Origin of the sequence: Microbacterium sp. str. 'China' (genome assembly GCF_002993305.1) — a bacterium.
In the GTDB taxonomy this organism is placed as follows: Bacteria; Actinomycetota; Actinomycetes; order Actinomycetales; family Microbacteriaceae; genus Microbacterium; species Microbacterium paraoxydans.
Genome location: NZ_CP027434.1, coordinates 3104727 through 3127773, shown reverse-complemented (window position 1 = coordinate 3127773; position 23047 = coordinate 3104727). Strand labels below are relative to the sequence as shown.

Here is a 23047-nt window from a genome sequence, read left to right as displayed (position 1 = left end):
GAGTGGGGGCGAGTTGTTGCACAACTTTGCCACACGCCTTCGGTTTTGGCTACGAAACCGCGAAGATGAAACATAGTTGTCATACGAGTTTGCGACGCCCGGGGCGTCCGACAGACTTCACGAGGGGTGGGGGTGGCAGAGAGGATGACGATGAGCGCACTCGACACGGCGCTGCACGGGCTGCGGGCCCTCATCGCCGACGGCGCTCTGCGCCCCGGCGACCGGCTGCCGAGCGAGGGGGAGCTGTGCGAACGACTCGGGGTCTCGCGGGGATCGCTCCGCGAAGCCATCCGCACGCTCGCCGCACTGGGCGTGCTGGAGACGCGGCACGGTTCCGGCAGCTACGTCAGCGAGCTCCGCGCCGCCGACCTCATCGGCAGCCTGTCCCTCACGGTCGGACTGCTGCCGATGGCCGGAGTGCTGGAGCTGACCGAGCTTCGACGGGTGCTCGAGCCCCATGCGGCGGCGCTCGCCGCGGCCCGGATCGACGACGACACGGTGGCCGCGCTCGACGAGGTGCTCACCGAGATCGAGTCGACGACGGACTTCGAGGCGCAGTCCCGCCTCGACCACGAGTTCCACATGGCCATCTCGTCGGTCGCGGGCAACGAGGCCCTGACCAGCCTGATCGACGTGCTGCGCTCCCGCTCGCGTGCCTACCGGATCTCCGACCCGGAGGATGCCGCGGAGCTCAAGATCCACTCCGACGCCGGCCACCGCGCGATCCTGCGCGGCCTCGCCGCCGCGGATCCGGTGGCCGCCTCGGCCGCCGCGTCCGCCCACGTCGCCTACACCGAGTACTGGGTGCGGCGGTACTCCGGCCTCTGACTCCTGGTTTCCCGGCCGAGCCACCCTCTTTCGTGCGCCCCGGCCCTATTCGGACGTCCGGAAGGGGGTGGGCGGCACCGAAGGGGGTGGGTCGGCGAACGGGGTCAGCCGAGGTTGATGTCGACCTGGATCTCGGACGCGAGGCGCTCAAGGTCGGCACGCAGGGCGTCGAGGTCGACCGTCGGCGGGACCTTCGCGATCACCGACGCCTCGAAGAGCCTTCCGCCGGCCATCGCAGCCTCGCGGGTCTCGGTCGTGAGCTCCTCGATGCTCAGGGCGTGCGCGTTCAGCACCGCCGAGACCTCGCGCACGATGCCGGGGCGGTCGTTGCCGAGCACCTGCATCACGAGCAGCTGCTCCTCGTCCTCGGACGGCCCTGGCGTGCCGGTGAGCACCGAGAGCGTGAGGAGACCCTGGCCCTGGATCCCTCGCAGCGCGGTCTCGAGCTCCCCGGTGCGCTCCGTCGGCACGGACACCTCGATGACACCGGCGAACGTGCCGGCGAGCTCGGCGAGGGAGCTGTTCTCCCAGTTGCCGCCGTGGGCGTCGACGACATCGGCGACGGCGGCCACGAGGCCCGGACGATCGGCACCCGCGACAGTGAGGATGAGTGTGGTCATGGGGTCAGCGTAACCCGAGGATCAGTCCGCCCAGACCCCGGTCTCCAGGAACCGCTCCAATCGTGCACGGTGCGGCGCGAGGTCCCACCCCTGCTGCGCGACCCACTCGTCCGAGTAGTACGTGCCGGCGTACCGCACACCGCTGTCGCAGATCAGGGTCACGACGCTGCCGGTCTCGCCCGCGGCACGCATCCGAGCGATGAGCTGGAACGCGCCGTAGAGGTTCGTGCCGGTGGAGCCGCCCGCCCAGTGCAGGGTGCGCTCGCGGAGGAGGCGGATCGCGGCGATGGAGCCCGCGTCGGGCACCTGGATCATCTCGTCGATCACGGACGGCACGAAGGAGGCCTCCACCCGCGGCCGCCCGATGCCCTCGATGCGGCTCGGCCGTCCGGCAGGCGGGTCGACCGTGCCTGCCCAGCCGTCGTAGAAGGCGGAGCCCTCGGGATCGACGACGGCGATCCGGGTGTCATGGCGGCGGTACTTCACGTAGCGGCCGAACGTGGCGCTGGTGCCCCCGGTCCCGGCGCCCGTGACGATCCAGCGGGGGATCGGATGCCGCTCCTGGGCGAGCTGGCCGAACACGCTGTCGGCGATGTTGTTGTTGCCGCGCCAGTCGGTCGCACGCTCCGCGTAGGTGAACTGGTCGAGGTAGTGCCCGGTGCAGTCCGCCGCCAGGCGCTGCGCCTCGGGTGACATGTCCTCCGCGCGATCCACGAAATGGCAGGTGCCGCCGTAGAACTCGATGAGGTCGATCTTCTCCTGCACCGTCGACCGCGGCACGACCGTGATGAACTTCAGCCCCAGCATCCGGGCGAAGTAGGCCTCCGACACCGCGGTCGACCCGCTCGACGACTCCACGAGGGTCGTGTCCTCGCGGATGCGCCCGTTGACGAGTCCGTAGAGGAGGAGGGAGCGCGCGAGGCGGTGCTTGAGGGAGCCGGTCGGGTGCACCGACTCGTCCTTGAGGTAGAGGTCGATGCCCCACTCCGGCGGCAGCGGGAACAGGTGCAGGTGCGTGTCGGCGCTGCGGTTGGCATCGGCTTCCAGCAGGGCGATCGCGGTGCTGGTCCAGTCGCTCATGCCCTCGAGCGTACCGGGGCCGGCACCGTCATTCCGGCATGGGAGAACAGCCGCCCCCGCCCGGGCGAGGCGGCTCAGCCCACCGTGCCCGCGGGGGAGGCGCCGCCCGACCCGTCCACGTGCATCAGCGAAGCCTGGGACTGCTCCTGCTGGAGCTGGAACTCGAAGCGCGAGCGGTCGCCGCGGTGATACGCGATGAAGTACTCGATGGGCAGCCCGTCCTCGCTGCGGCTGATGCTGCGCAGGCGGAGGAGGGCGGAGCCGGCGCTCACGCCGAGGTGCTGGGCCTGCTCGTGCGTGGCGACCGTCGCCTCGGCGGAGCGGACGCCGTGCGTGGCGATGATGCCGTGGTCGGCGAGGAGCCGGTACAGCGACGCCTCGGTGAGGTCGGCGCCGAGCGTCACCGCCCCCACCGCCTCCGGCATCCACGTGGTCGAGAGCGACCAGGGCTCGCCGTCCACGTGCCGCAGCCGCTCCAGCACGATCACCGGCGATCCCACCGGCACCTCCAGGGCGAGGGCGACCTCCTCGTCGGCGACGGTCTGCTCGTGTCGGAGGACGTCGCTGTGCACGTGGCCGCCGCGCCGCTCGACGTCGTCGTACAGCCCGACCAGCGTGTGCACGAGACTCTCGCTCGTGCGCGGGCGGGAGACGAACGTGCCCTTGCCCTTCACGCGCTCGACGAGTCCCTCGTGCTCGAGCTGGGCGAGCGCCTGGCGCACGACCGTGCGGGAGATGCCGTAGCGCTCGCACAGCCGGTGCTCGCCGGGAAGCGGATCGCCCGGCTGCAGACCGTCGCGGGAGATGCCGTCGATGATGAGCTGCCGGAGCTGGTCGTACATCGGCGCCGCGCTGTGGCGGTCGATCGCATCCTCGATGAGAGACATCAGTACGCCACCCCCGCGTGCAGGATCACGTTCGCGTAGGGGGTGAACTCCCCCGAGCGCACGAAGGCGCGGGCGGCGTGCGTGCGCTCCTTGAACTCGACGTGCGGGACGAGCTCGATCTCGAAACCTGCGTCGGCGAAGCGCTCGCGCAGGGCGTCGAGCACCTCCGGGCTCTTCTCGGCGATCTCGGCCGACACCGTCGCCCCCTCGACCACGAGCTCCGCGAGCACCGTGTCGAGCACGTCGAGGAAGGCGGGGGCGCCGGGACGGTAGGCGAGGTCGATGCGCTCGGAGCCCGGCGGGATGGGCAGCCCGGCGTCGGTCACGACGATCAGATCGGTGTGCCCGGTCTCGCTGATGACGCGGGAGAGCGCCGGGTTGATCGTGGTCGAGGTCTTGCGCATCGTGTGCTCCTGGTTCAGTTCGCGACGGGGGCCGCGGTGCGCGCGGCGAGGAAGGCCTCGACGTCGGCGCGGTAGGGGAGGCTCGGCGAGGCCCCCTGCTTCGTGACGGTGAGGGCGCCCGCGGCGGTCGCCAGCCGCACCGCATCGGTGAGGGCCGCTCCGCTCGCGAGCGCGGCACCGAGGTAGCCGGCGTAGGCGTCGCCCGCGGCGGTGGTGTCGACGGCCTCCACGGGGAAAGGCGGGACGACGGTGGCCCCCTCGGCGGTGACGACGCACGACCCCTGCCCGGCCAGGGTGATGACCGCGGCGCCCACGCCCTGCTCCAGGAACCAGTGCCCGGCGCGTTCGGCGGAGGCGGCGTCGGTCACCTCGATGCCGCTGATGAGCGACGCCTCGGTCTCGTTCGGGGTGACGATGTCGATGCTGCGCCAGATCTCCGGTGCCAGCTCCGCCGCCGGTGCCGGGTCGAGGATCACGGTCATCCCGTGCTCGCGACCGCGCGCGGTGATGTGCGCGGTCAGCGCGGACGGGGTCTCGAGTTGGGTGAGCAGGACGGAGGTCGTCGGGGCGAGAGCCGCGAGGGCCTCGTCGATCTGCGCCGTGCTGAGGGCGGCGTTGGCGAGCGGCACCATGACGATGTCGTTCTGCGCGGAGGCGTCGACACGGATGTGCGCGATGCCGGTCGGGCCCGGCACGGTGCGCAGGTGTGCGAGGTCGACGCCGGCCGCCGTGAGCCCGTCCACCACGAGGTCGTGGAACAGGTCGTCGCCGACGCAGCCGACGAAGCTCGTGCGGGCTCCGGAGCGTCCGGCCGCGACGGCCTGGTTCGCGCCCTTGCCGCCGAGCATCAGCGTGAATTCGTCGCCGAGGATGGTCTCGCCGCGGGCGGGGAGCCGCTGGGAGAAGGTCGTGACGTCGGCCGTCACGCTGCCGACGATGACGACGCCGGAGCGGTCGCCGGGGTGTGCGGGTGTCATCTCGCTCCTGATCCTCCTCGACAGCGCGGGGCCCCCGGCCTTTGACAAGGTTCGGGAGCTGTCATTACATTAGCCGAAGCCCCACCTGTAACGACAGGTTGCCCGCGAGGAGACCCCGATGACCGCGATCGCGCCCCGCCTGTACGTCGACAGCGCCGACACCGACCGCGTCTCGCGGCTGCTCTTCGCCGGGGTGGTGCACGGCGTCACGACGAACCCCACGATCCTCGAGCGCGGCGGGCGGACGGCCGCGGAGATCCCCGACCTCTATGCCCGCTGGGTGGACGAGGGTGCACGGGAGGTCTTCTTCCAGACGTGGGGTGGCGACACGGACTCCTTCCTCCGGAACGCGGAGGGCATCCGCGCGCTCGGCGACCGGGTGGCGGTCAAGGTGCCCGCGACCGCAGCGGGGTTCGCGGCGGCCTCGGCCCTCGTCCGGGACGGGGCCACGGTCCTCGTCACCGCGGTGTACTCCGTCGCGCAGGCGCTCGCGTGCGCCTCGATCGGCGCCCAGTACATCGCGCCTTACCTCGGGCGCATGCGCGACGCGGGCATGGACGGCGACGCGCTCATCGCCCGGATGCAGGAGATGTGCGCGGGCAGCGGCTCCAACGTCCTCGCCGCATCGCTGCGCTCCGCCGACGACATCACGGGGCTGCGCGCAGCCGGGGTGCCCTACTTCACCGCCGCGCCCGACGTGCTCGACCAGCTGCTGTTCCACGAGGTGAGTGACAGCTCGGCGGCGGAGTTCGACGCGGCGATGCAGCGCCTCGGGGCCTGACGACTCAGGCCGACGCCGCCTGCCGCAGCCACCGCTCGACACCCGCGATGTGGGCCGTGGCGAGGGAGGTCGCCAGCGCCGAGTCACGCTGGGCGATGGCATCGGCGATGGCGCGGTGCTCCGACAGGGTGCGCTCCACGGCGCCGCCCTCCGTGAGACCCCGCCACACGCGCGCCCGGACCGTCTGGCTGCTCAGGTGCTCGATGAGGCTCGCGAGGTAGGCGTTGCCCGCCATGCCCACGATCTCGCGGTGGAAGCGGATGTCGTGGTCGACGAGCTCCTCGATCCCGACGGACGCGTCGACGGCCTCCACCTCCTCCTGCAGGGCGGCGATCGCCTCGTCCGTGCCGAGGGTCGCCGCGAGACCGGTGGCCTGCGATTCGAGCATCCGGCGGACGGCGAACATCTCCAGCATCGAGTCGTCGTCGTGCATGTCCACGACGAAGGCGATCGCCTCCAGCAGCAGGTGCGGCTCCAGGCTCGTGACGTAGGTGCCGTCGCCGCGCCGCACGTCGAGCACGCGGATGACCTCCAGCGCCTTGACCGCCTCGCGCATGGAGTTGCGGGACAGGCCGAGGCGCTCGGACAGCTCCTTCTCCGGGGGCAGGCGATCGCCGGGGGCCAGTTCGCCCGACACGATCATCGCCTTGATCTTCTCGATCGCCTCGTCCGTGACTGCCATGGCGCTCATCCTCGCACAACATCCGATGTCTGCGGCAGGATGGGGACATGCGCATCCTCGACTCGCACCTGCACCTGTGGGACCCGGAAGCCCTCGGGTACACGTGGCTCGAAGGGCCGCTCGCGGGGCGCTTCGGCGCCGACGAGTTCGAGCGTGCGCGGGTCGAGCGGGCCACGGACGAGCGGGCCGTGTTCGTGCAGGCCGAGACCATCGAGGACGACTTCCTCGCGGAGGTGCGGTGGGTGGCCGGGCAGGCGGAGCGGCTCGGGGTGGTCGGCATCGTCGCCGGCGCTCGGCTCGATCGCGGCACCGACACCACGGTGCACCTGGAGAGTCTCACCGCGGAGCCCCTGGTCGTCGGGGTGCGTCATCTCCTGCAGGGGGAGCCGGACGGCGTGATGCTCTCGTCGGCCTTCATCACCGGAGCCCGGGAGGTCGCGGCGCACGGGTGGACCTTCGACGCATGCGTGCGTGCCGCGCAGCTCCCGGACCTCGCACGACTGTCGGGTGCGATCCCCGAGCTGCGGATCGTGCTCGACCACCTGGGGAAGCCGGAGGTCGGGACGGCTTCTGCTCCGCGCACGCCCTCGGTGGAGTGGGAGCGCGACCTCGCCGAGCTGGCGCGACACCCCGGGGTGTTCTGCAAGGTGTCCGGACTGCCCGCGGAGGCCGGAGGGGACTGGAGCCTCGCGCAGCTCGAACCCTTCCTCGACACCGCGGCCGACGTCTTCGGTCCCGAGCGCCTGATGTGGGGGAGCGACTGGCCCGTGTCGGCGGTCGGTCCCGCGGAGCACGACGGCACGCACGCTCCCGCCGACGGTGCACCGGTGTATCAGCCGTCCGCCCGCAGCCGCTGGGCCGACGCCGTGGCGACGTGGGCCTCCTCCCGCGGCATCGATCCCGACGCCCTCTTCCACGCCACCGCCGCCTCCGTCTACTCCCTCTAACCCCACCCCCGCCCCTAAGCGGAGCGGGTGCAATATGCCACCTCCGGAGCCCCGTCCAGGCCCGATTCTGATCCGGGCCGCATGGGTGCCGTGCCGCTCACGGTCGTCCCGGCGGTGCGCCCTTCTGGCGCGCGGGATGAGAAACGGTCCGCGGCAGCCGCATCGAGGAGCGATTCTGATCCCGCCCGCGCGGCGAGGCGGCGTGCGGGATGAGAAAGGGGCCTGTGGGGCGGGGTGGGGGAGCGGAATTGATCCCGAACGGTGGGGCGGGCGGGGAGCGCACGGCGTGCAGAAAGCGTGCGGCGTGCGGGATCAGAAACGGGCGTGCGGGGCGGGCTTCAGGAGCGATTCTGATCCCGCCTGCGCGGCGATGCGGCGTGCGGGATGAGAAAGGGGCCTGCGGGGCGGGATGGGGGAGCGGGATTGATCCCGGCAGGGGCGGAACGGCGGGTGGGGACGGGGACGGCCCGGGGTCTCGCGGGGAGACACCGGGCCGTCGGGAAGATCGGGTCACTCGGGGCGGAGGCGGAGCTGCGCCATCCCCCCGTCGACCTCGATGAAGGTGCCCGTGGTGGAGCCCGCGGCGGGACTCACGAGGTAAGCCACCGCGGCGGCGACCTCGTCGGGGCTCACCAGGCGTCCGTGGGGCTGTCGTGCCTCCAACGCGGCCCGCTCGGCGGCGGGGTCGGCCGCGGAGTCGAGCAGTCGTCCGACCCACGGCGTGTCTGCGGTGCCGGGGTTGACCGCGTTGACGCGGATGCCCTCGCGCAGGTGGTCGGCGGCCATCGCGCGGGTCAGAGCCGACACGGCGCCCTTCGACGCGGAGTACAGCGCCCGCTGCGGGAGCCCGGTGGTCGAGGCGATCGAGGCCGTGTTGCACACCGCGGCGGCCGGGGACTTCCGCAGCCAGGGCAGTGCCGCCGATGTCACCCGTGCGATGCCGGTGACGTTGATGGAGAGGACGCGCGCCCACTCGTCGTCGTCGTTCGCGGCGATGTCGCCCTGCGCGCCGATGCCGGCGTTGTTGACGACGATGTCGATGCGGCCGAAGCGCTCGGCGACAGCGGCGACGGCGGCGTCCACGCTCGCGCGGTCGGAGACGTCGGCGGTGAACGCCGCGAAGCGCTCGTCGGCGTGTGTGGTGTCGCGGTCGAGGACCGCGACGGTGATGCCGTCCGCGTGCAGACGGTCGGCGATCGCCGCGCCGATGCCGGAGGCGCCACCGGTGACGATGGCCACGAGGCCTTCCGTGCCGGCGTCGGGTCCCTGAGCCTGTCGAAGGGTCACTTCTCTGCCTCCCATGCGATGAAGTCCTGGCGCTGGCGGCCGAGGCCGTCGATCTCGATCTCGACCACGTCGCCCGCCGCCAGGTAGGGGTACTTGCCGGACAGGGCCACGCCCTGCGGCGTGCCCGTGAGGATCAGGTCACCGGGCTCGAGCGTCACGTACTGCGACAGGTGGTGCACGATCTGCTCGACCGTGAAGATCATGTCGCTGGTGTTCGAGTCCTGCCGCGGCTCGCCGTTCACGAAGCTGCGGAGGCCGAGCGCCTGGTGGTCGACCTCGTCGGGCGTGACCAGCCACGGACCCGTGGGGTTGAAGCCGAAGGCGATCTTGCCCTTCGACCACTGCCCACCGGAGACCGCCATCTGGAAGTCGCGCTCCGACACGTCGTTCGCGGCGACGAAGCCGGCGACGTGCGCCATCGACTCGTCCGGGGAGTCGAGGTACGCGGTGCGGGTGCCGATGACGATGCCGAGCTCGACCTCCCAGTCCGTCTTCTCGCTCCCGCGCGGGATCGTCACGGTGTCGTTCGGGCCGACCACCGTGTTGGGCGTCTTGAGGAAGATGATGGGGATGGTAGGCGGCTCCGACCCCGACTCCGCGGCGTGGGCGGCGTAGTTCATCCCGATGCAGATCACCGCGCTCGGGCGGGCGATCGGGGCGCCGATGCGCATCGTCGCGGCGTCCGGCAGCTCGGAGAGCTCCCCGGCGTCGCGGGCGGCGGCGACGCGGGCGACGAAGTCTCCCGCAAGGAAGTCGCCGTTGACATCGGATGTCACCGGGCGGAGGTCGAGGTAGCGGTCACCCTCCAGGAGGACGGGGATCTCCGCCCCCGGGGTGCCGAGCCGCGCGAACTTCATGATTCTCCTGATCGTTCGGGAGGCCGCTGCTCAGCGGCCGGTCTCGTTGACAGTATAGACATCGGATGTTTACACTCCAAGAGATCCGCGCGGAAGAATGACCCGCGCATGGAGAGGAACCCCGTGAGCCGTATCGTCGCCCTCGACACCACCGACATCCGCTTCCCCACGTCGCTGAGCCTGGACGGCTCCGACGCGATGAACCCGGACCCCGACTACTCCGCCGCGTACGTCATCGTCCGCACGGACGCCGGCGACGGCATCGAGGGGCACGCCTTCGTCTTCACGATCGGCCGCGGCAACGACGTGCAGGTCGCCGCCATCGACGCGCTCGCCGGGCACCTCGTCGGGCGTGAGATCGAGCCGCTGCTCGACGACATGGGCGGCACGTTCCGCGAGATCATCGGCGACTCGCAGCTCCGCTGGCTGGGCCCGGAGAAGGGCGTCATGCACATGGCCATCGGCGCGGTCGTCAACGCGCTGTGGGACATCAAGGCCAAGCGCGCGGGCCTGCCGCTCTGGCAGCTGCTCGCCCGGATGACCCCGGAGGAGCTCGTCGACCTCGTCGACTTCCGCTACCTCACCAACGCCCTCACCCGCGAGGAGGCGCTGGAGATCCTGCGCGCGGCGGAGCCCGGCCGGGCCGAGCGCGAGCAGCAGCTCCTCGCCACGGGATACCCCGGCTACACGACCAGCCCCGGCTGGCTCGGCTACTCCGACGAGAAGCTCGAGCGCCTCGCCCGCGAGGCCATGGCCGACGGCTTCACGCAGATCAAGCTCAAGGTCGGTGCCGATCTCGACGACGATATCCGCCGCTTCCGCAAGGCGCGCGAGGTGTGCGGCCCGGACTTCCCCATCGCGATCGACGCGAACCAGCGCTGGGAGGTGTCCGAGGCGATCGAGTGGGTGAACGCGCTCGCCGAGTTCCACCCCGCCTGGATCGAGGAGCCCACGAGCCCCGACGACATCCTCGGCCACGCCGAGATCGCCCGCGGCGTCGCGCCCATCCGTGTCGCCACCGGTGAGCACGCGCAGAACCGGATGATCTTCAAGCAACTCCTGCAGGCCGACGCGATCTCGGTCATGCAGATCGACGCCGTCCGCGTCGCGGGGGTCAATGAGAACATCGCCAACCTGCTGCTCGCGGCGAAGTTCGACGTGCCGGTGTGCCCGCACGCCGGCGGCGTGGGGCTGTGCGAGGCCGTGCAGCACCTGTCGATGTTCGACTTCGTGGCCGTCTCCGGCACCCGCGAGGGCCGACTGATCGAGTTCGTCGACCACCTGCACGAGCACTTCGTCGTGCCGACCGACATCCAGGGCGGCTCCTACATGGCCCCGACCGCGCCGGGGACGGGCATGGAGATGAAGGCCGACAGCATCGCGGAGTACACCTGGACGGGTGCGCATGTCCACGCCTGAGCGCCTGACCGTCCCGACCCTCGGCTACGGTGCCGCGAACGTCGGCAACCTCTTCCGTGAGCTGTCCGACGACGACGCATGGGCGGTGCTGGACGCGGCGTGGGAGAGCGGCATCCGCTTCTACGACACCGCTCCGCACTACGGCCTCGGGCTGTCCGAGCGTCGACTCGGAGCCTTCCTGCAGACGAAGTCGCGGGACGAGTACGTGCTCTCGACCAAGGTCGGCCGGCTGCTGCGCCCGAACCCCGACCACGCCGGCGGCCTCGACACCGCGAACGACTTCCACGTGCCGGACGACCTCCAGCGCGTGTGGGACTTCTCAGCGGACGGCATCCGGACGAGCCTGGACGAGTCCCGCGAGCGGCTGGGCGTCGAGCGCATCGACCTCCTGTATCTGCACGACCCGGAGCGGCACGACCTCGACCTCGCGCTCGCCGAGGCCCTTCCCGCCCTGGAGCAGCTGCGCGCGGACGGCGAGGTGACCGCGATCGGCATCGGCTCGATGGTCTCGGAGGCTCTGGCGGCGTCGGTGCGCTCCGCAGACCTCGACCTCGTGATGGTGGCCGGTCGGTACACGCTGCTGGAGCAGCCCGCCGCCGTCGACGTGCTGCCCGCGTGCCGCGACACCGGAACCGGGATCGTCGCGGCGTCGGTGTTCAACTCCGGACTCCTCGCGGCGAACGAGCCGCGTCGGGACGGCCGGTACGAGTACGGACAGCTCCCCGACGAGCTGTGGGACCGCCTCGTGCGCATCGCCGCGGTGTGCGCCGATCACGACGTGCCCCTGCCGGCCGCCGCGATCCGGTTCCCGCTCCAGGCCGACGTGGTGCGCTCCGTGGTGGTCGGCGGCAGTCGCCCGGCGCAGCTCCGGCAGAACGCCGAGTACGCTTCGCTGCAGATCCCCTCCGCGCTGTGGGAGAACCTCGCGGCCGAGGGCCTCATTCCCGCCTCCTGACGTCCGTCCACCGAGAGGAGCCGCCGTGCTCGAAGGAATCCACCCGCTGCTGACCGGGGAGCTGCTGCTGCATCTCGACCGGATGGGGCACTCCGACGCCGTGGTCGTCGCCGACGCGCACTTCCCGGCCTGGGGCCTCGGGGCGCGCGTGGTCGATCTTCCCGGCACCACGACACCCGAGGTCGTCGCGGCCATCCGCAGCGTACTGCCGCTCGACGACGCGCCCGGGATCGACCTGATGACCTCGGCCGACGGCGAGGTGCTGGACGTGCAGCGCGAACTGATGGCCGCCGCCGGCACGGAGCTCGACACCACGCGTTTCGTCGAGCGCTTCGCGTACTACGAGGTCGCGAAGGAGGCCTACCTCATGGTGCGCACGGGAGAGACGCGCAAGTACGGCAACGCACTGCTCCGGAAGGGCGTGGTCGGCCACCCCTCGGCCTGACGTCGTTCACAACTCAGGAGAAACGTCGGGGAAACAGCCGGACGGGCCGTTTCGACGCCGAGCGGCGCGCTTCTCCTGAGTTGTGAACGCGGGGTTCACCGCCCCACGGTCGACTCCCGCACGATGAGCTCGGCGGGGAACGGCGTGGGCGCCGGAGGCGCGGCGGTCGGATCGGCGAGGAGCTGCAGCAGCGCGGCCCCGGCGGCGCGGCCGATCTCGTAGCCGGGCTGCCGGACGCTCGTCAGCGGCACCACGCCCTGGTGCGCGGCGGCGATGTCGTCGAACCCGACGAGCGCGATCTCCTCCGGCACGCGGATGCCGTGGCGGAGCAGCTGCGTGAGCACACCGAGGGCCACCCCGTCGTTCGCGGCGAAGACCGCGTCTGGTCGCTCTTCCGCCGGGAGGTCCGTCAGGTGCGCCCCGGCCCGGAGGCCGTCTTCGGTCGTGAGGTGTTCGACGTCGAGGACGGAGACGCGGGCGTCGGTCCCCGCCACCGCGTCGCGCAGCCCGGCGAGACGATCGTTCGACTGGCTCACCGTCGGGGCTCCGAGGAACAGGATGCGGCGACGGCCGAGGGAGAGCAGGTGCTCCCCGGCCAGCCGTCCGCCGCCGCGGTCGTCGAAGGTGACCGCGGCGACGGAGGGCGAATCCCGGATGGGGCCGACGACCACCGAGCGGATCCCGCGAGTCGCGAGCTGTTCCAGCCGTGGCACGACATCGCCGCGCGGGTAGATGACGATGCCCTGCACCCGGTGGGCCTCGAACATGTCGATGTTCTGCTCCTCGCGGGCGACGTCGCGGGCGCTGTCGCTGAAGAAGAGCGACCAGCCGCCCTCCCGAGCGACGTCGTCGACGCCGCGGGAGAGATCGTTGAAGTACGGCAGCCAGGCGTCGAGGAGGATGAGGGCGAGGGCTTTGCTCGATCCCGCGCGGAGCTGGCGGGCCGACTCGTTCGGCACGAAGCCGAGCTCGGCGATCGCGGCGCGCACGCGCTCCCGGCTGGCGGCGCCGAGGACGTGCGGGTGGTTCAGGTAGTTCGACACGGTCGACGCCGAGACCCCCGCGAGAGCCGCGACATCCTTCACGCTCGCGGGCATGGGCCTCCTTCGGCGGTGGGGCCGCAGGCGCGCGGCCGGATGAGGCCCAGGCTAGCGGACCAGTTGTAACGTGCCAAGAAAGTTCTTGACACTTCCGCGGAGGGCGACGTAGCGTGACTCGAACACCGGACTTGTAACGTGCCAAGTCCGTGCGGCGACGGTGCCGGACACCCGCCGGAGGAGCGCTCATGAACATCGGCTGCCACGGACTCGTCTGGACGGGGACCTTCGACGCGGACGGCATCCGGCTCGCGGTCGAGAAGACGAAGCAGGCGGGCTTCGACCTCATCGAGTTCCCGCTCATGGACCCGTTCTCGTTCGACGTCGCCGCCGCCCAGGCCGCCCTCGCGGAGCACGGACTCGCGGTCAGCGCCTCGCTCGGGCTCTCCGACGAGACCGACATCACCAGCGGCGACCCCGCCGTGGTCGCCGCGGGCGAGGCGCTCCTGCTCCGCGCGGTCGACGTGCTCGCCGAGCTCGGCGGTACGCACTTCTGCGGGGTGATCTACAGCGCCATGAAGAAGTACATGGATCCGGTGACGCCGGAGGGTCTGGCATCGAGTCGTCGCACCATCGCGCGGGTCGCCGACCACGCCGCCGAGCGGGGAGTCTCCGTCTCGCTCGAGGTCGTGAACCGCTACGAGACCAACGTGCTGAACACCGCACGCCAGGCGCTGGCGTACCTCGGCGAGGTCGACCGCCCGAACCTCGGCATCCACCTGGACACGTACCACATGAACATCGAGGAGTCGGATATGTTCGCGCCGGTGCTCGATGCGGCTCCCGCCCTGCGGTACGTGCACATCGGCGAGAGCCACCGCGGCTATCTCGGCACCGGGACGGTCGACTTCGACACGTTCTTCAAGGCGCTCGGGCGCATCGGCTACGACGGCCCCATCGTGTTCGAGTCGTTCTCCTCGGCCGTGGTCGCGCCCGACCTCAGCCGCATGCTCGGCATCTGGCGCAACCTCTGGACCGACAACGACGAGCTGGGTGCGCACGCGAACGCCTACATCCGCGACAAGCTCGTCGCCGTCGATTCGATCCGCCTCCACTGACGCCGGGCGGCGGTTCGAGACCAAGATGTTATTACAGGTCTTCCCTCGCCGCCGATCGTTAGATACATTTAGATACAACTTGCACTGACCCGGGTGCAGGTCGCAGAATTGATCCGATGTTTACGGCGGAACGGTCCGCCGCAATCGCGACAGAACCTTCAAGGAAGCAGGTGAGCGCATGAGTGGACCCATCCTGAGGGTCGAGGGGATCAGCAAGGGATTCCCCGGTGTCCAGGCGCTGAAGGACGTGCATCTCGAGGTGCGCGCCGGCGAGGTGCTCGTGCTCGTGGGTGAGAACGGTGCCGGCAAGTCCACCCTGATGAAGATCCTCTCCGGGATCTACACCAAGGACGAGGGCACGATCACGTTCGAGGGGCAGGAGGTCGAGCTCACCAGCCCGCTGCAGGCGCAGGAGCTGGGGATCACGATCATCCACCAGGAGCTCAACCTGATGCCCGACCTCACGGTCGCGCAGAACATCTACGTCGGCCGCGAGCCCACGACGGGCCCGTTCCTGTCGGAGCGGAAGCTCAACCGGCAGACGGCCGAGCTGCTGCAGCGCCTGGACATCCACCTCGACCCCCGCCAGCGCGTGGGCGAGCTGACGGTGGCCGAGCAGCAGATGGTCGAGATCGCCAAGGCGCTGTCCTTCAACGCCAAGGTCCTCATCATGGACGAGCCGACGTCGGCCCTCACCGACAGCGAGGTCGAGACCCTCTTCGTCCTCATCGAGCAGCTCAAGGCCCGCGGCACCGGCATCGTGTACATCTCGCACCGGATGGACGAGCTGCGCCGCCTGGCGGACCGGGTGACCGTCCTCCGCGACGGCACATACATCGGATCACTCGACAAGTCCGAGATCACGATCCCGACGATCATCGAGATGATGGTCGGCCGCGTGATCGACGAGGGCACCCGCCCGCAGGCCCGGGAGCACCTCAACGACCCGATCGTGCTCGACGTGCAGGGGCTGTCCACGCGGAAGCTCCTCAAGGACGTGTCGTTCCAGCTCCACAAGGGCGAGATCCTCGGATTCGCCGGCCTCATGGGCGCCGGCCGCACCGAGACCGCCCGTGCCGTCATCGGCGCGGACCACCGCGACGGCGGCACGATCACGATCGGCGGGCGCACGGTCCGCATCGCGCAGCCCGCGGACGCGGTCAAGCACGGCGTCGGCTACCTCTCCGAGGACCGCAAGCTGCTCGGCCTCATGCTCGAGCAGGACGTCACCTTCAACACCGTGCTCGCGTCGCTCGGCTCCTACGCCAACGGCATCGGGTGGATGGGCGACAGCAAGGCCAAGAACCGCACCAAGGAGTACGTTCAGCAGCTGCGGGTGAAGACCCCCTCGGTCAACCAGGTCGTCAAGCTCCTCTCCGGAGGGAACCAGCAGAAGGTCGTCATCGCCCGGTGGCTGATGCGCGACTGCGACATCCTCATCTTCGACGAGCCGACGCGAGGCATCGACGTCGGCGCGAAGGAGGAGATCTACCGCCTCATGCAGCAGCTCGCCGACGCGGGCAAGTCCATCATCGTCATCTCGTCCGAGCTCCCCGAGATCCTCCGGGTCGCGAACCGCATCGCCGTGTTCGCGAACGGCCGCATCACCGGGACGCTCCGCAACGAGGAAGCCAGCCAGGAGAAGATCATGCAACTCGCAGCCCACGGGGAGGAAGACTGATGAGCACCCCACAGCAGTCCGGATCGTCGACGACGACGATCATCCAGACGGCCGTCAACGAGGACACCGACAAGCGCGACGTCGCCGGGTTCCTCAAGCGGCAGTTCCAGCAGTCGCTCGCGTTCGGCACCCTGATCGTCCTGGTCATCTTCTTCTCGATCGCCAGCCCGAACTTCTTCACCTTCAGCAACATCGCCACCGTGCTGCTGTCGACCGCGGTCATCGGCATCCTCGCCCTCGGCACGACGTTCGTCATCATCACGGGCGGCATCGATCTGTCGATCGGCACCGGCATGGCGCTCTGCGCCGTGATGACGGGTGTCCTCATCACCAACATGGGCCTGCCCGTGTGGGTCGGTGTGCTCGGCGGCATCGCGACCGGTGTGCTCATGGGCCTGGTGAACGGCGTCAACATCACGTTCCTGCGGCTGCCTCCGTTCATCGCGACGCTGGCCATGATGATGATCGCCGGCGGCCTCGCCCTCGTCATCTCGAACGTCGCGCCGATCTACTTCTCGACCTCGGCTCCCGACTTCAAGAAGATCGCGCTCGGCGTGCTCATCCCCGGCATCCCGAACGCCGTGCTCATCACCGCGGCCCTCGCGATCGTCGCCTGGCTCGTGCTGTCGAAGACGCTGCTCGGCCGCTACACGTTCGCGATCGGATCGAACGAGGAGGCCACGCGCCTCTCCGGCGTCAACACCCGTCGCTGGACGATCCTCATCTACATGTTCGCCGGCGCTTTCACCGGCATCGCGGGCATCGTGATCGCCGCCCGCCTCGACTCGGCCCAGCCGCAGATCGGCACCGGCTACGAGCTGCAGGCCATCGCGGCCGTGATCATCGGCGGCACTTCGCTGCTCGGCGGCCGCGGCTCGATCCTCGGCACCGTGATCGGCGCGCTCATCATGAGCGTCCTCGTCAACGGCCTACGCATCATGTCGATCCAGCCCGAATGGCAGAACATCGTCGTCGGCGTCGTCGTCCTGCTGGCCGTCTTCCTCGACTCGCTGCGCAACCGCCAGCGGACCTGAGACACGGCGGCGGCGAAACCCGTGCCCGCCGCCGTCCCCGGCTCCGGCCGGACCCCGCGGAAAACCTCCGCACAGGCACCACGAATGTCCACCCGCCGGTCCTGGCCGGCACCCACACAGAACAACGGAGTTTCCATGAAATTCGGCAAGAAGACCGCATTCGCGGCACTCGTGGCCGCATCCGCGCTCGTGTTCGCCGGCTGTGCCGGCGGCGGCGACGTGATCGAAGAGGGCTCGGGCAGCGACACCGGCAGCGGCGACGGCGAGATGTACATCGCCATGGTCTCGAAGGGCTTCCAGCACCAGTTCTGGCAGGCCGTCAAGAAGGGCGCCGAGGAGAAGGCCCAGGAGCTGGGCGTCAAGATCACCTTCGAGGGCCCGGCCGCCGAGACCGAGATCGCGCAGCAGCTCGAGATGCTGACCGCCGCGATCGACAAGAACCCGGACGCCATCGCCTACGCCGCCCTCGACCCCGAGGCGTGCGTCGCCCCGCTCGAGCAGGCGAAGTCGAAGGACATCCCCGTCGTCTACTTCGACGCCCCGTGCAACGGCGACGTCGGACTCAGCCTCTCCGCGACGGACAGCAAGGTCGCCGGTGCGCTGGCGGCCGAGCACATGGCCGAGCTGATCGGCGGCGAGGGCGAGGTCGCCATCGTCGGCCACTCGCAGATCAACTCGACGGGTGTCGAGCGTCGCGACGGCTTCGTCGAGAAGATCGAGGCGGACTACCCCGACATCGAGATCGTCGACATCCAGTACGGTGACGGCGACCACCTGAAGTCGGCCGACATCGCCAAGACGCTCATCGCGGCCCACCCCGACCTCAAGGGCATCTACGGCACCAACGAGGGTTCGGCCATCGGCGTCGTGAACGCCGTGAACGAGCTCGGCCTCGAGAAGGGCAAGATCACCATCGTCGGCTTCGACTCCGGTGCGGCCCAGATCAACGCCATCAAGGACGGCACCATGGCCGGCGCCATCACGCAGGACCCGATCGGCATCGGCGCCCAGGTCGTGCAGGCGGCCTACGACGCGGCCAACGGGGACGACGTCGAGGAGTTCTACGACACCGGTTCCTACTGGTACGACAAGAACAACATCGAGGACGACAAGATCGCCGCGGTCCTCTACGAGTGACCCGCACGACGGAGCCCCTCGCCTTCGGGCGGGGGGCTTCGTCGTGTCCGGGGGAACTCCGGCTCCGGTCCGTGGTCCGGGGCGGCTGCACGATCGGACCCCTGGTCTCCTCGTGCACCCGTGTCGGGGTCGTGCGGCTGAAACAGGGAGACGGAGAGGGGTGGGGTCAGAGGGGGCGGAGGAAGGTCAGGATCGAGGTGGGCTCGACGATGAGCTCCTGCAGGGCAGCGTTGAAGGGGATGCCGGCGGGTGCGTGCAGGTGGGCCTGGAAGGCGTCCTCGTCGCGGTAGACCTCGTACACGAAGAAGCGGTCAGGGTCGTCGACGAGGCGGTGGGCGTCGAAGACCATGTTGCCCTCCTCGGCGCGGACCACCTCGGCGAAGTCCCGCAGCAGCGCGGCGACCCGGTCGGCGGCTCCCGGCTGCGCGGTGAAGACGGCGTGGAGGACGGTGGGTTCGGGCATGACGACTCCTCGGGTTCGGGTGGTCAGGAGTGGAGGGTCAGGAAGCGCGCGGGCGTCGTCACGAGCATCCGGTGCACGGCGTCGTCACCCACGGCTTCGCGGAGCCGCGGAAGGTAGCGGTCGCCCAGGTAGGCGAGACCCGGCATGCCGCCGTACGCGATGTATCGGGTGCGGCGGGCGACGTCGCCCCCGAGCAGGATCCGGTCACCGGCGCCGCGCTCCACCACGGCGACCGTGAGGGCCAGCAGCTCGGCGTCGGAGCGGGTGCGCGGGCGGGCGAAGCCGTCGTACCCGAGGTGGGCACCGCGCTCGGCCAACGCGACGTGCAGACCGGGGTCGGGGTCGCGGTCGGCGTGGGCCAGCACGACGCGATCCGCCGGCACCCCCTCGGCTCCCAGCAGGTCGAGGACCTCGTGGGCCGCGGTACCGAACTCCAGATGCACCATGACGGGGGCTCCGGTCTCCCGGTGCGCCTGAGCGACGGCGACGAGGGTCGTCCGCTCGAACGGACTGAGACGCCAGTAGTCGGCCCCGCCCTTGAGCATGCCGGCGCGGACGGGCTGCCCATCGGGACCCGCGGCGAGAGGCACGTCGGGCGTCTCGAACACCGCGGTGTCGTCCGCCGGCATCCCCCGCGTGAGGTCGGACACGAACAGGGCGGCGAGGCGGTCCGCGCCCCACACCTGCATCGGGTGGTCGGGGCCGTAGTGGGCCTCACGGTGCCGGCCCGTCGTGGCGACCACGTGCAGTCCGGTCGCGGCGCTGATGCGGGCGACGGCGGCGGGGTCGCGACCGAGGCCGAACGGGGTGGCGTCGACCATGGCCTCGAAACCGCTCGCCCGCAGCAGACCGGCCTCCTCGCCGGACGCGGCCTGGTCGTCGAGCTCGTCCCCGACCAGCAGCGGCGACACCTGGAAGAGGTGCTCGTGGTAGTCCACGCGCCCGAGCCGCGCCGGGTCGAGGTCGCCGAGGACGGTCCGCACGGCGGGCATCAGCGCACCGACTCCGCGGCCTCCGCGAGGCGCTCGACGGTCTCCGGCGTGAGGTCGAGGTCGAACACGTCCGCCACGACCTGCGACCAGCCGTGGATGAAGTACCGCCAGCCGTCGACCACGTGCAGGCCGCGGTCGTCCTCCTGTGCCTCGGCCTGGTGCAGGAACTCCAGGGAGCCACGGTAGTTGAACTCCCACACGTACGCGCCCTCGGGGAACACGACGGCGTCGGTCAGCGGGGAGCCGGGGCGGTCCTTGCCGAGCCCGGTGGCGTTCGCGATGACCGATCCCGCGGGCGCAGCGGCGACCAGGGCGTCGGCCTCCTCCGGCGTCTCGGTGACGACGTAGCGGAGCAGTCCCTCGGGGGTGCCGTGCTGGCGGTGCACCTCGCGGAGGTGGTCGAGCTTGTCCTGCGTGCGCGCGGTGACGGTGATGAGGGCCGGCGCATCCTCCCGCTCGGCGAGGGCCCAGCTCAGCGCGGTGCCCGATCCGCCCGCACCCAGGATGAGGACCTCGGCACCGGTGCGCGCGAAGTGGTCGGCCGGGAGGAAGTCGCGCAGTGCCAGGTCGACCGTGATCGGGTCCTTCGCGCGGCCGGACAGCGTGGACCCGCGCTTGGCGATGCTGGAGATCTCGGCGCAGGACACGGCGAACGGGTCGAGCTCGTCGAACAGGTCGGACGCCGCCGCGTACACGTTCATCTTGTGCGTGGTGACCAGCGCGCCGCGGTGGTGCGGGTCGTCGCGGATCTGCTCGACCATGGCGCGGTACTGGGCGGGGTCGGCATCCATCGGCAGATCGTGGCCGACGAGGGTCCGGGTGGGGAGGCCGAGGATGTCGGCCCACAGCGGGAACACGTTCATGATCGACGAGGAGGCGGTGGTGACGCCGACGAAGCCCATGTAGTCGGCGGTGGAGGGGGCGGACGTCGCGGCGGTGGTCATCGGTTCTCCTCGGGGGCGGACGCGGGGACGGGGACGAGGTGGGCGGGGTCGGCGCCGCGGAGGACGGCGAGCACATCTGCGAGCGAAAGCTCTCCCATGTTGTCGACGGCCTGGGTGGTCTGGGCGCCGAGGTGCGGGGTGACGATGACGCGGTCGGCGAGAGCCGGGTCGAGCAGGGGGCTGTCGTGCGCGGCGGTGTCGCCGTCGAGAGTGTCGGCGGCGTAACCGGCGAGGGTGCCGTCACGCAGCGCGTCCGCCACGGCCTGCTCGTCCACGAGGTCGCCGCGGGCCGTGTTGACGAGCACGGTGCCGGGTCGCATCACGGCGAGGCGTTCGGCGTCGACGAGTCGCTGACCGCCGGGGGCGTGCAGCGTGATCACGTCGGCGGTGCGGAACAGGTCATCGAGGCCGAGGGGGTCGGCGCCGTGGTCCCGCACGAGGTCGGCGGGGAGGAACGGGTCGGAGGCGAGCAGCCGCGGGCCGAACCCGCTCAGTCGCCGCGCGACCCCCTGGCCGATCCGCCCGAAGCCGACGATGCCGACGGTCGCGGCGCCGAGCTCCCGTCCGCGGCGCACGCTCCAGTCGCCGGTCCGCACGCGGCGGTCGCCGTCCGGGATGGTGCGCAGGGCGGCGAGCATGAGGCCGACCGCGTGGTCGGCGACCGCATCCGCGTTCGCGCCGGGGGTGTTCGTGACCGGGATGCCGCGGTCGCGCGCCGCCGCGAGGTCCACCGCCTCCGTGCCGACCCCGTAGCGCGCCACGACCTTGAGCTTCGGGCCGGCAGCGAGGTGCGCGTCGGTGATCGGTCCGGTGCCGGCGATCCAGGCGTCGGCGCCGTGCAGCAGCACGCGCAGCTCGTCGAGGTCGTGATGGGCCGGTCCGCGGAGGATGCGGTGTCCGGCCTGCGCGGCGCGCCCGACCAGGTCGAGGTCGCCGTCCGAGAAGGAGCGGCTCGTGACGAGGATGACGCCCATCAGCGTTGCCTTCCGGCGAACCACGGTGCGAGGGCCGTGTACGCGTCGGTGAAGCGGGCGTGACGCTCGGCGTAGACCGCATGCCGGGACGGGTCGGGCGTGAACTCGGCGGTGACCTCGCTGAGCGCCCGGGCGGCGGAGAAGTCGGTGAGGCCGAGGCCGACGGCTCCCGTGACCGCGGCACCGAGGCTGTTCGCCTCCTCCACGATCGTGCGGCGTCGCACCGGCACGCCCCACACGTCGGCGAGGACGGCGAGGTAGACGTCGCTCTGCGCCCCGCCGCCGACGGCGTCGATGCGGTCGATCGTCGCGCCGGCCTCGCGGAACGCCTGGATGCAGGTGAGGAGGTTGAAAGCCGTCCCCTCCAGGACCGCGCGCACGAGGTGGGCCCGCCCGTGGTGGCGGGCGAGACCGACGAAGGCCCCGCGCGCATCCGGGTCCCACAGCGGGGAGCGCTCGCCGAGCAGGTAGGGGAGGAAGTAGAGGTCGTCGGTGTCGATGTCGCTCGCGGCCTCGGCGACGAGGCGCCCCGTCTCCGGGTGCGCGGGGTCGACGGAGAGGGCTTCGGCGATCCACTGCACCGAGGCGCCGCCGGCCTGCATGGTCGCGGTCGGCACGAACGACGCGGGGACGACGTTGTCGAACGTGAAGGTGCGCATCGCGGGGTCGTGCAGCGGGGCGTCGGCCGCGAAGGAGATCCACGAGGAGGTGCCGAGGCACACGTAGGCGCCGTCCTCCGGCGCCACGACGCCGGAGCCGACCGCGGCGAGCGGTCCGTCGCCCCCGCCCATCACGACCTGGACGCCGGTGTGCAGCCCGAGCGCCTCGGCCGCGGCGGGCGTGAGCGGGCCCGCGATCTGCGTCGACTCCAGGATCTCGGGGAAGAGGGCGGGATCGAGTCGCGCGGCAGCGAGGATCTCCGGCGACCACGTGCCCGCGACCTGGTCGTACGCATTGGTGCCCGAGGCGTCCGAGCGGTCCGTGGCGAGCCGCCCGGTCAGCCGCAGCACGATGAAGTCCTTGGCGACGCACACCCGGCGCACGCGCTGCCACACCGCGGGCTCGTTGTCGCGTACCCACATGATCTTCTCGAGGGAGTAGGTGGGGTTCAGGCGGTGGCCGAGGATCCCGTAGGCGCGCTCGGCGCCGACCGCCGCCTCGAGCTCGCGCTGCTGGGCGCCGGCGCGGGTGTCCGCCCAGATGATCGCGGGCCGCGCGGGCTCGCCGTCGGCGTCGAGCAGCACGGCGCCCATCATCTGTCCGCTGACCACGAGGCCGGCGACCTCGGCGGCGGCGGTGCCGGTGCGCGCGACGAGGTCGCGGGTCGCCGTGACGACCGCGTGCCACCAGTCGGCCGGGTCCTGCTCGGCGATGCCGCCGGCCGCGAAGTGGGCCGGGTACGGCACGGTGACCGCGGCGATCAGGCGACCGTCGTCGTGGTGCAGGGACGCCTTGTTCCCGGTGGTGCCGAGGTCGTGGGCGATGATCATGGCCGGAG

24 protein-coding genes are annotated in these 23047 nt (G+C 71.0%); 10 read left to right on the top strand and 14 right to left on the bottom strand.

What is annotated here, in order from left to right; all coding sequences use genetic code 11:
• The first annotated feature begins 150 nt into the window (after nucleotides 1-150).
• Nucleotides 151-828 carry a FadR/GntR family transcriptional regulator gene (locus C6C15_RS15235; RefSeq protein WP_060922368.1) on the top strand — a complete coding sequence of 226 codons (678 nt, stop codon included), beginning with the start codon at nucleotides 151-153 and terminating at the stop codon, nucleotides 826-828.
• 104 nt (nucleotides 829-932) lie between these two features.
• Here the strand turns inward: C6C15_RS15235 and C6C15_RS15230 are convergent, their stop codons facing one another.
• From C6C15_RS15230 to C6C15_RS15210, 5 genes are all read right to left on the bottom strand, one after another.
• Nucleotides 933-1448 (bottom strand): glycine cleavage system protein R, encoded by a 516-nt coding sequence (locus C6C15_RS15230; RefSeq protein WP_062637081.1) that lies wholly within the window; start codon nucleotides 1446-1448, stop codon nucleotides 933-935.
• Between the two features lie 21 nt (nucleotides 1449-1469).
• Nucleotides 1470-2528 (bottom strand): PLP-dependent cysteine synthase family protein, encoded by a 1059-nt coding sequence (locus C6C15_RS15225; RefSeq protein ID WP_102209423.1) that lies wholly within the window; start codon nucleotides 2526-2528, stop codon nucleotides 1470-1472.
• A gap of 74 nt (nucleotides 2529-2602) precedes the next feature.
• Nucleotides 2603-3415, bottom strand: a complete 813-nt coding sequence (locus tag C6C15_RS15220; protein WP_105950521.1) for a GntR family transcriptional regulator — start codon at nucleotides 3413-3415, stop codon at nucleotides 2603-2605.
• Nucleotides 3415-3819, bottom strand: coding sequence for a D-ribose pyranase (gene rbsD / locus C6C15_RS15215; RefSeq protein WP_105950520.1), 405 nt, complete (start codon nucleotides 3817-3819; stop codon nucleotides 3415-3417). The genes C6C15_RS15220 and rbsD overlap by 1 nt, the downstream gene beginning before the upstream one ends.
• A gap of 14 nt (nucleotides 3820-3833) precedes the next feature.
• Nucleotides 3834-4796, bottom strand: a complete 963-nt coding sequence (locus C6C15_RS15210; protein WP_105950519.1) for a ribokinase — start codon at nucleotides 4794-4796, stop codon at nucleotides 3834-3836.
• Nucleotides 4797-4914: 118 nt separating this feature from the next.
• Between C6C15_RS15210 and C6C15_RS15205 the strand changes: the two genes are divergently transcribed.
• Entirely contained in the window at nucleotides 4915-5577 is a 663-nt protein-coding gene (locus C6C15_RS15205) for a transaldolase family protein (RefSeq protein WP_105950518.1), read from the top strand.
• Nucleotides 5578-5581: 4 nt separating this feature from the next.
• On the opposite strand, the gene C6C15_RS15200 is transcribed toward C6C15_RS15205, so the two are convergent.
• Nucleotides 5582-6259 carry a FadR/GntR family transcriptional regulator gene (locus C6C15_RS15200; RefSeq protein ID WP_025105368.1) on the bottom strand — a complete coding sequence of 226 codons (678 nt, stop codon included), beginning with the start codon at nucleotides 6257-6259 and terminating at the stop codon, nucleotides 5582-5584.
• 47 nt (nucleotides 6260-6306) lie between these two features.
• Between C6C15_RS15200 and C6C15_RS15195 the strand changes: the two genes are divergently transcribed.
• Nucleotides 6307-7206: an amidohydrolase family protein gene (locus C6C15_RS15195; RefSeq protein WP_105950517.1), complete on the top strand. Its 900-nt coding sequence runs from the start codon at nucleotides 6307-6309 to the stop codon at nucleotides 7204-7206.
• A 510-nt stretch (nucleotides 7207-7716) separates the two neighbouring features.
• Here the strand turns inward: C6C15_RS15195 and C6C15_RS15190 are convergent.
• Entirely contained in the window at nucleotides 7717-8508 is a 792-nt protein-coding gene (locus tag C6C15_RS15190; protein WP_060922360.1) for an SDR family NAD(P)-dependent oxidoreductase, read from the bottom strand.
• Entirely contained in the window at nucleotides 8490-9350 is an 861-nt protein-coding gene (locus C6C15_RS15185; RefSeq protein ID WP_105950516.1) for a fumarylacetoacetate hydrolase family protein, read from the bottom strand. Before C6C15_RS15185 ends, C6C15_RS15190 begins: the two co-directional genes overlap by 19 nt.
• A gap of 123 nt (nucleotides 9351-9473) precedes the next feature.
• Here C6C15_RS15185 and C6C15_RS15180 point away from each other — a divergent pair, with 123 nt between their 5' ends.
• From C6C15_RS15180 to C6C15_RS15170, 3 genes are read left to right on the top strand one after another with little or no spacing between them, the layout of a single operon-like run.
• Nucleotides 9474-10769 (top strand): L-fuconate dehydratase, encoded by a 1296-nt coding sequence (locus C6C15_RS15180; RefSeq protein ID WP_101848828.1) that lies wholly within the window; start codon nucleotides 9474-9476, stop codon nucleotides 10767-10769.
• Nucleotides 10756-11724, top strand: a complete 969-nt coding sequence (locus tag C6C15_RS15175) for an aldo/keto reductase (RefSeq protein ID WP_105950515.1) — start codon at nucleotides 10756-10758, stop codon at nucleotides 11722-11724. The genes C6C15_RS15180 and C6C15_RS15175 overlap by 14 nt, the downstream gene beginning before the upstream one ends.
• Nucleotides 11725-11749: 25 nt before the next feature.
• Complete coding sequence (locus C6C15_RS15170; protein WP_025105374.1) at nucleotides 11750-12169, top strand: RbsD/FucU family protein; 420 nt, start codon at nucleotides 11750-11752, stop codon at nucleotides 12167-12169.
• 95 nt (nucleotides 12170-12264) lie between these two features.
• On the opposite strand, the gene C6C15_RS15165 is transcribed toward C6C15_RS15170, so the two are convergent.
• Nucleotides 12265-13266 carry a LacI family DNA-binding transcriptional regulator gene (locus tag C6C15_RS15165; RefSeq protein ID WP_105950514.1) on the bottom strand — a complete coding sequence of 334 codons (1002 nt, stop codon included), beginning with the start codon at nucleotides 13264-13266 and terminating at the stop codon, nucleotides 12265-12267.
• 188 nt (nucleotides 13267-13454) lie between these two features.
• On the opposite strand from C6C15_RS15165, the gene C6C15_RS15160 reads away from it, so the two are divergent.
• From C6C15_RS15160 to C6C15_RS15145, 4 genes are all read left to right on the top strand, one after another.
• Nucleotides 13455-14324 carry a sugar phosphate isomerase/epimerase family protein gene (locus C6C15_RS15160; protein WP_105950513.1) on the top strand — a complete coding sequence of 290 codons (870 nt, stop codon included), beginning with the start codon at nucleotides 13455-13457 and terminating at the stop codon, nucleotides 14322-14324.
• A 178-nt stretch (nucleotides 14325-14502) separates the two neighbouring features.
• A complete protein-coding gene (locus C6C15_RS15155) occupies nucleotides 14503-16005 on the top strand; it encodes a sugar ABC transporter ATP-binding protein (protein WP_025105377.1) in 1503 nt (500 codons plus the stop codon).
• The gene (locus C6C15_RS15150; RefSeq protein ID WP_174521432.1) at nucleotides 16005-17039 is read left to right on the top strand and encodes an ABC transporter permease; all 1035 of its coding nucleotides are present in this window, start codon (nucleotides 16005-16007) and stop codon (nucleotides 17037-17039) included. The genes C6C15_RS15155 and C6C15_RS15150 overlap by 1 nt, the downstream gene beginning before the upstream one ends.
• A 135-nt stretch (nucleotides 17040-17174) precedes the next feature.
• Nucleotides 17175-18176 (top strand): ABC transporter substrate-binding protein, encoded by a 1002-nt coding sequence (locus C6C15_RS15145; protein WP_060922356.1) that lies wholly within the window; start codon nucleotides 17175-17177, stop codon nucleotides 18174-18176.
• Nucleotides 18177-18342: 166 nt separating this feature from the next.
• On the opposite strand, the gene C6C15_RS15140 is transcribed toward C6C15_RS15145, so the two are convergent.
• The 5 genes from C6C15_RS15140 to xylB are packed head-to-tail and all read right to left on the bottom strand — an operon-like array spanning nucleotide 18343 to nucleotide 23039.
• A complete protein-coding gene (locus C6C15_RS15140) occupies nucleotides 18343-18639 on the bottom strand; it encodes a putative quinol monooxygenase (RefSeq protein WP_060922355.1) in 297 nt (98 codons plus the stop codon).
• Between the two features lie 23 nt (nucleotides 18640-18662).
• Complete coding sequence (locus tag C6C15_RS15135; RefSeq protein ID WP_105950512.1) at nucleotides 18663-19631, bottom strand: phosphotriesterase family protein; 969 nt, start codon at nucleotides 19629-19631, stop codon at nucleotides 18663-18665.
• Nucleotides 19631-20575 carry a shikimate dehydrogenase family protein gene (locus C6C15_RS15130; RefSeq protein ID WP_105950511.1) on the bottom strand — a complete coding sequence of 315 codons (945 nt, stop codon included), beginning with the start codon at nucleotides 20573-20575 and terminating at the stop codon, nucleotides 19631-19633. The genes C6C15_RS15135 and C6C15_RS15130 overlap by 1 nt, the downstream gene beginning before the upstream one ends.
• Nucleotides 20572-21549 carry a phosphoglycerate dehydrogenase gene (locus C6C15_RS15125; RefSeq protein WP_234024167.1) on the bottom strand — a complete coding sequence of 326 codons (978 nt, stop codon included), beginning with the start codon at nucleotides 21547-21549 and terminating at the stop codon, nucleotides 20572-20574. Before C6C15_RS15125 ends, C6C15_RS15130 begins: the two co-directional genes overlap by 4 nt.
• A complete protein-coding gene (xylB, locus tag C6C15_RS15120) occupies nucleotides 21549-23039 on the bottom strand; it encodes a xylulokinase (RefSeq protein ID WP_105950509.1) in 1491 nt (496 codons plus the stop codon). Before xylB ends, C6C15_RS15125 begins: the two co-directional genes overlap by 1 nt.
• Between the last annotated feature and the right edge of the window lie 8 nt (nucleotides 23040-23047).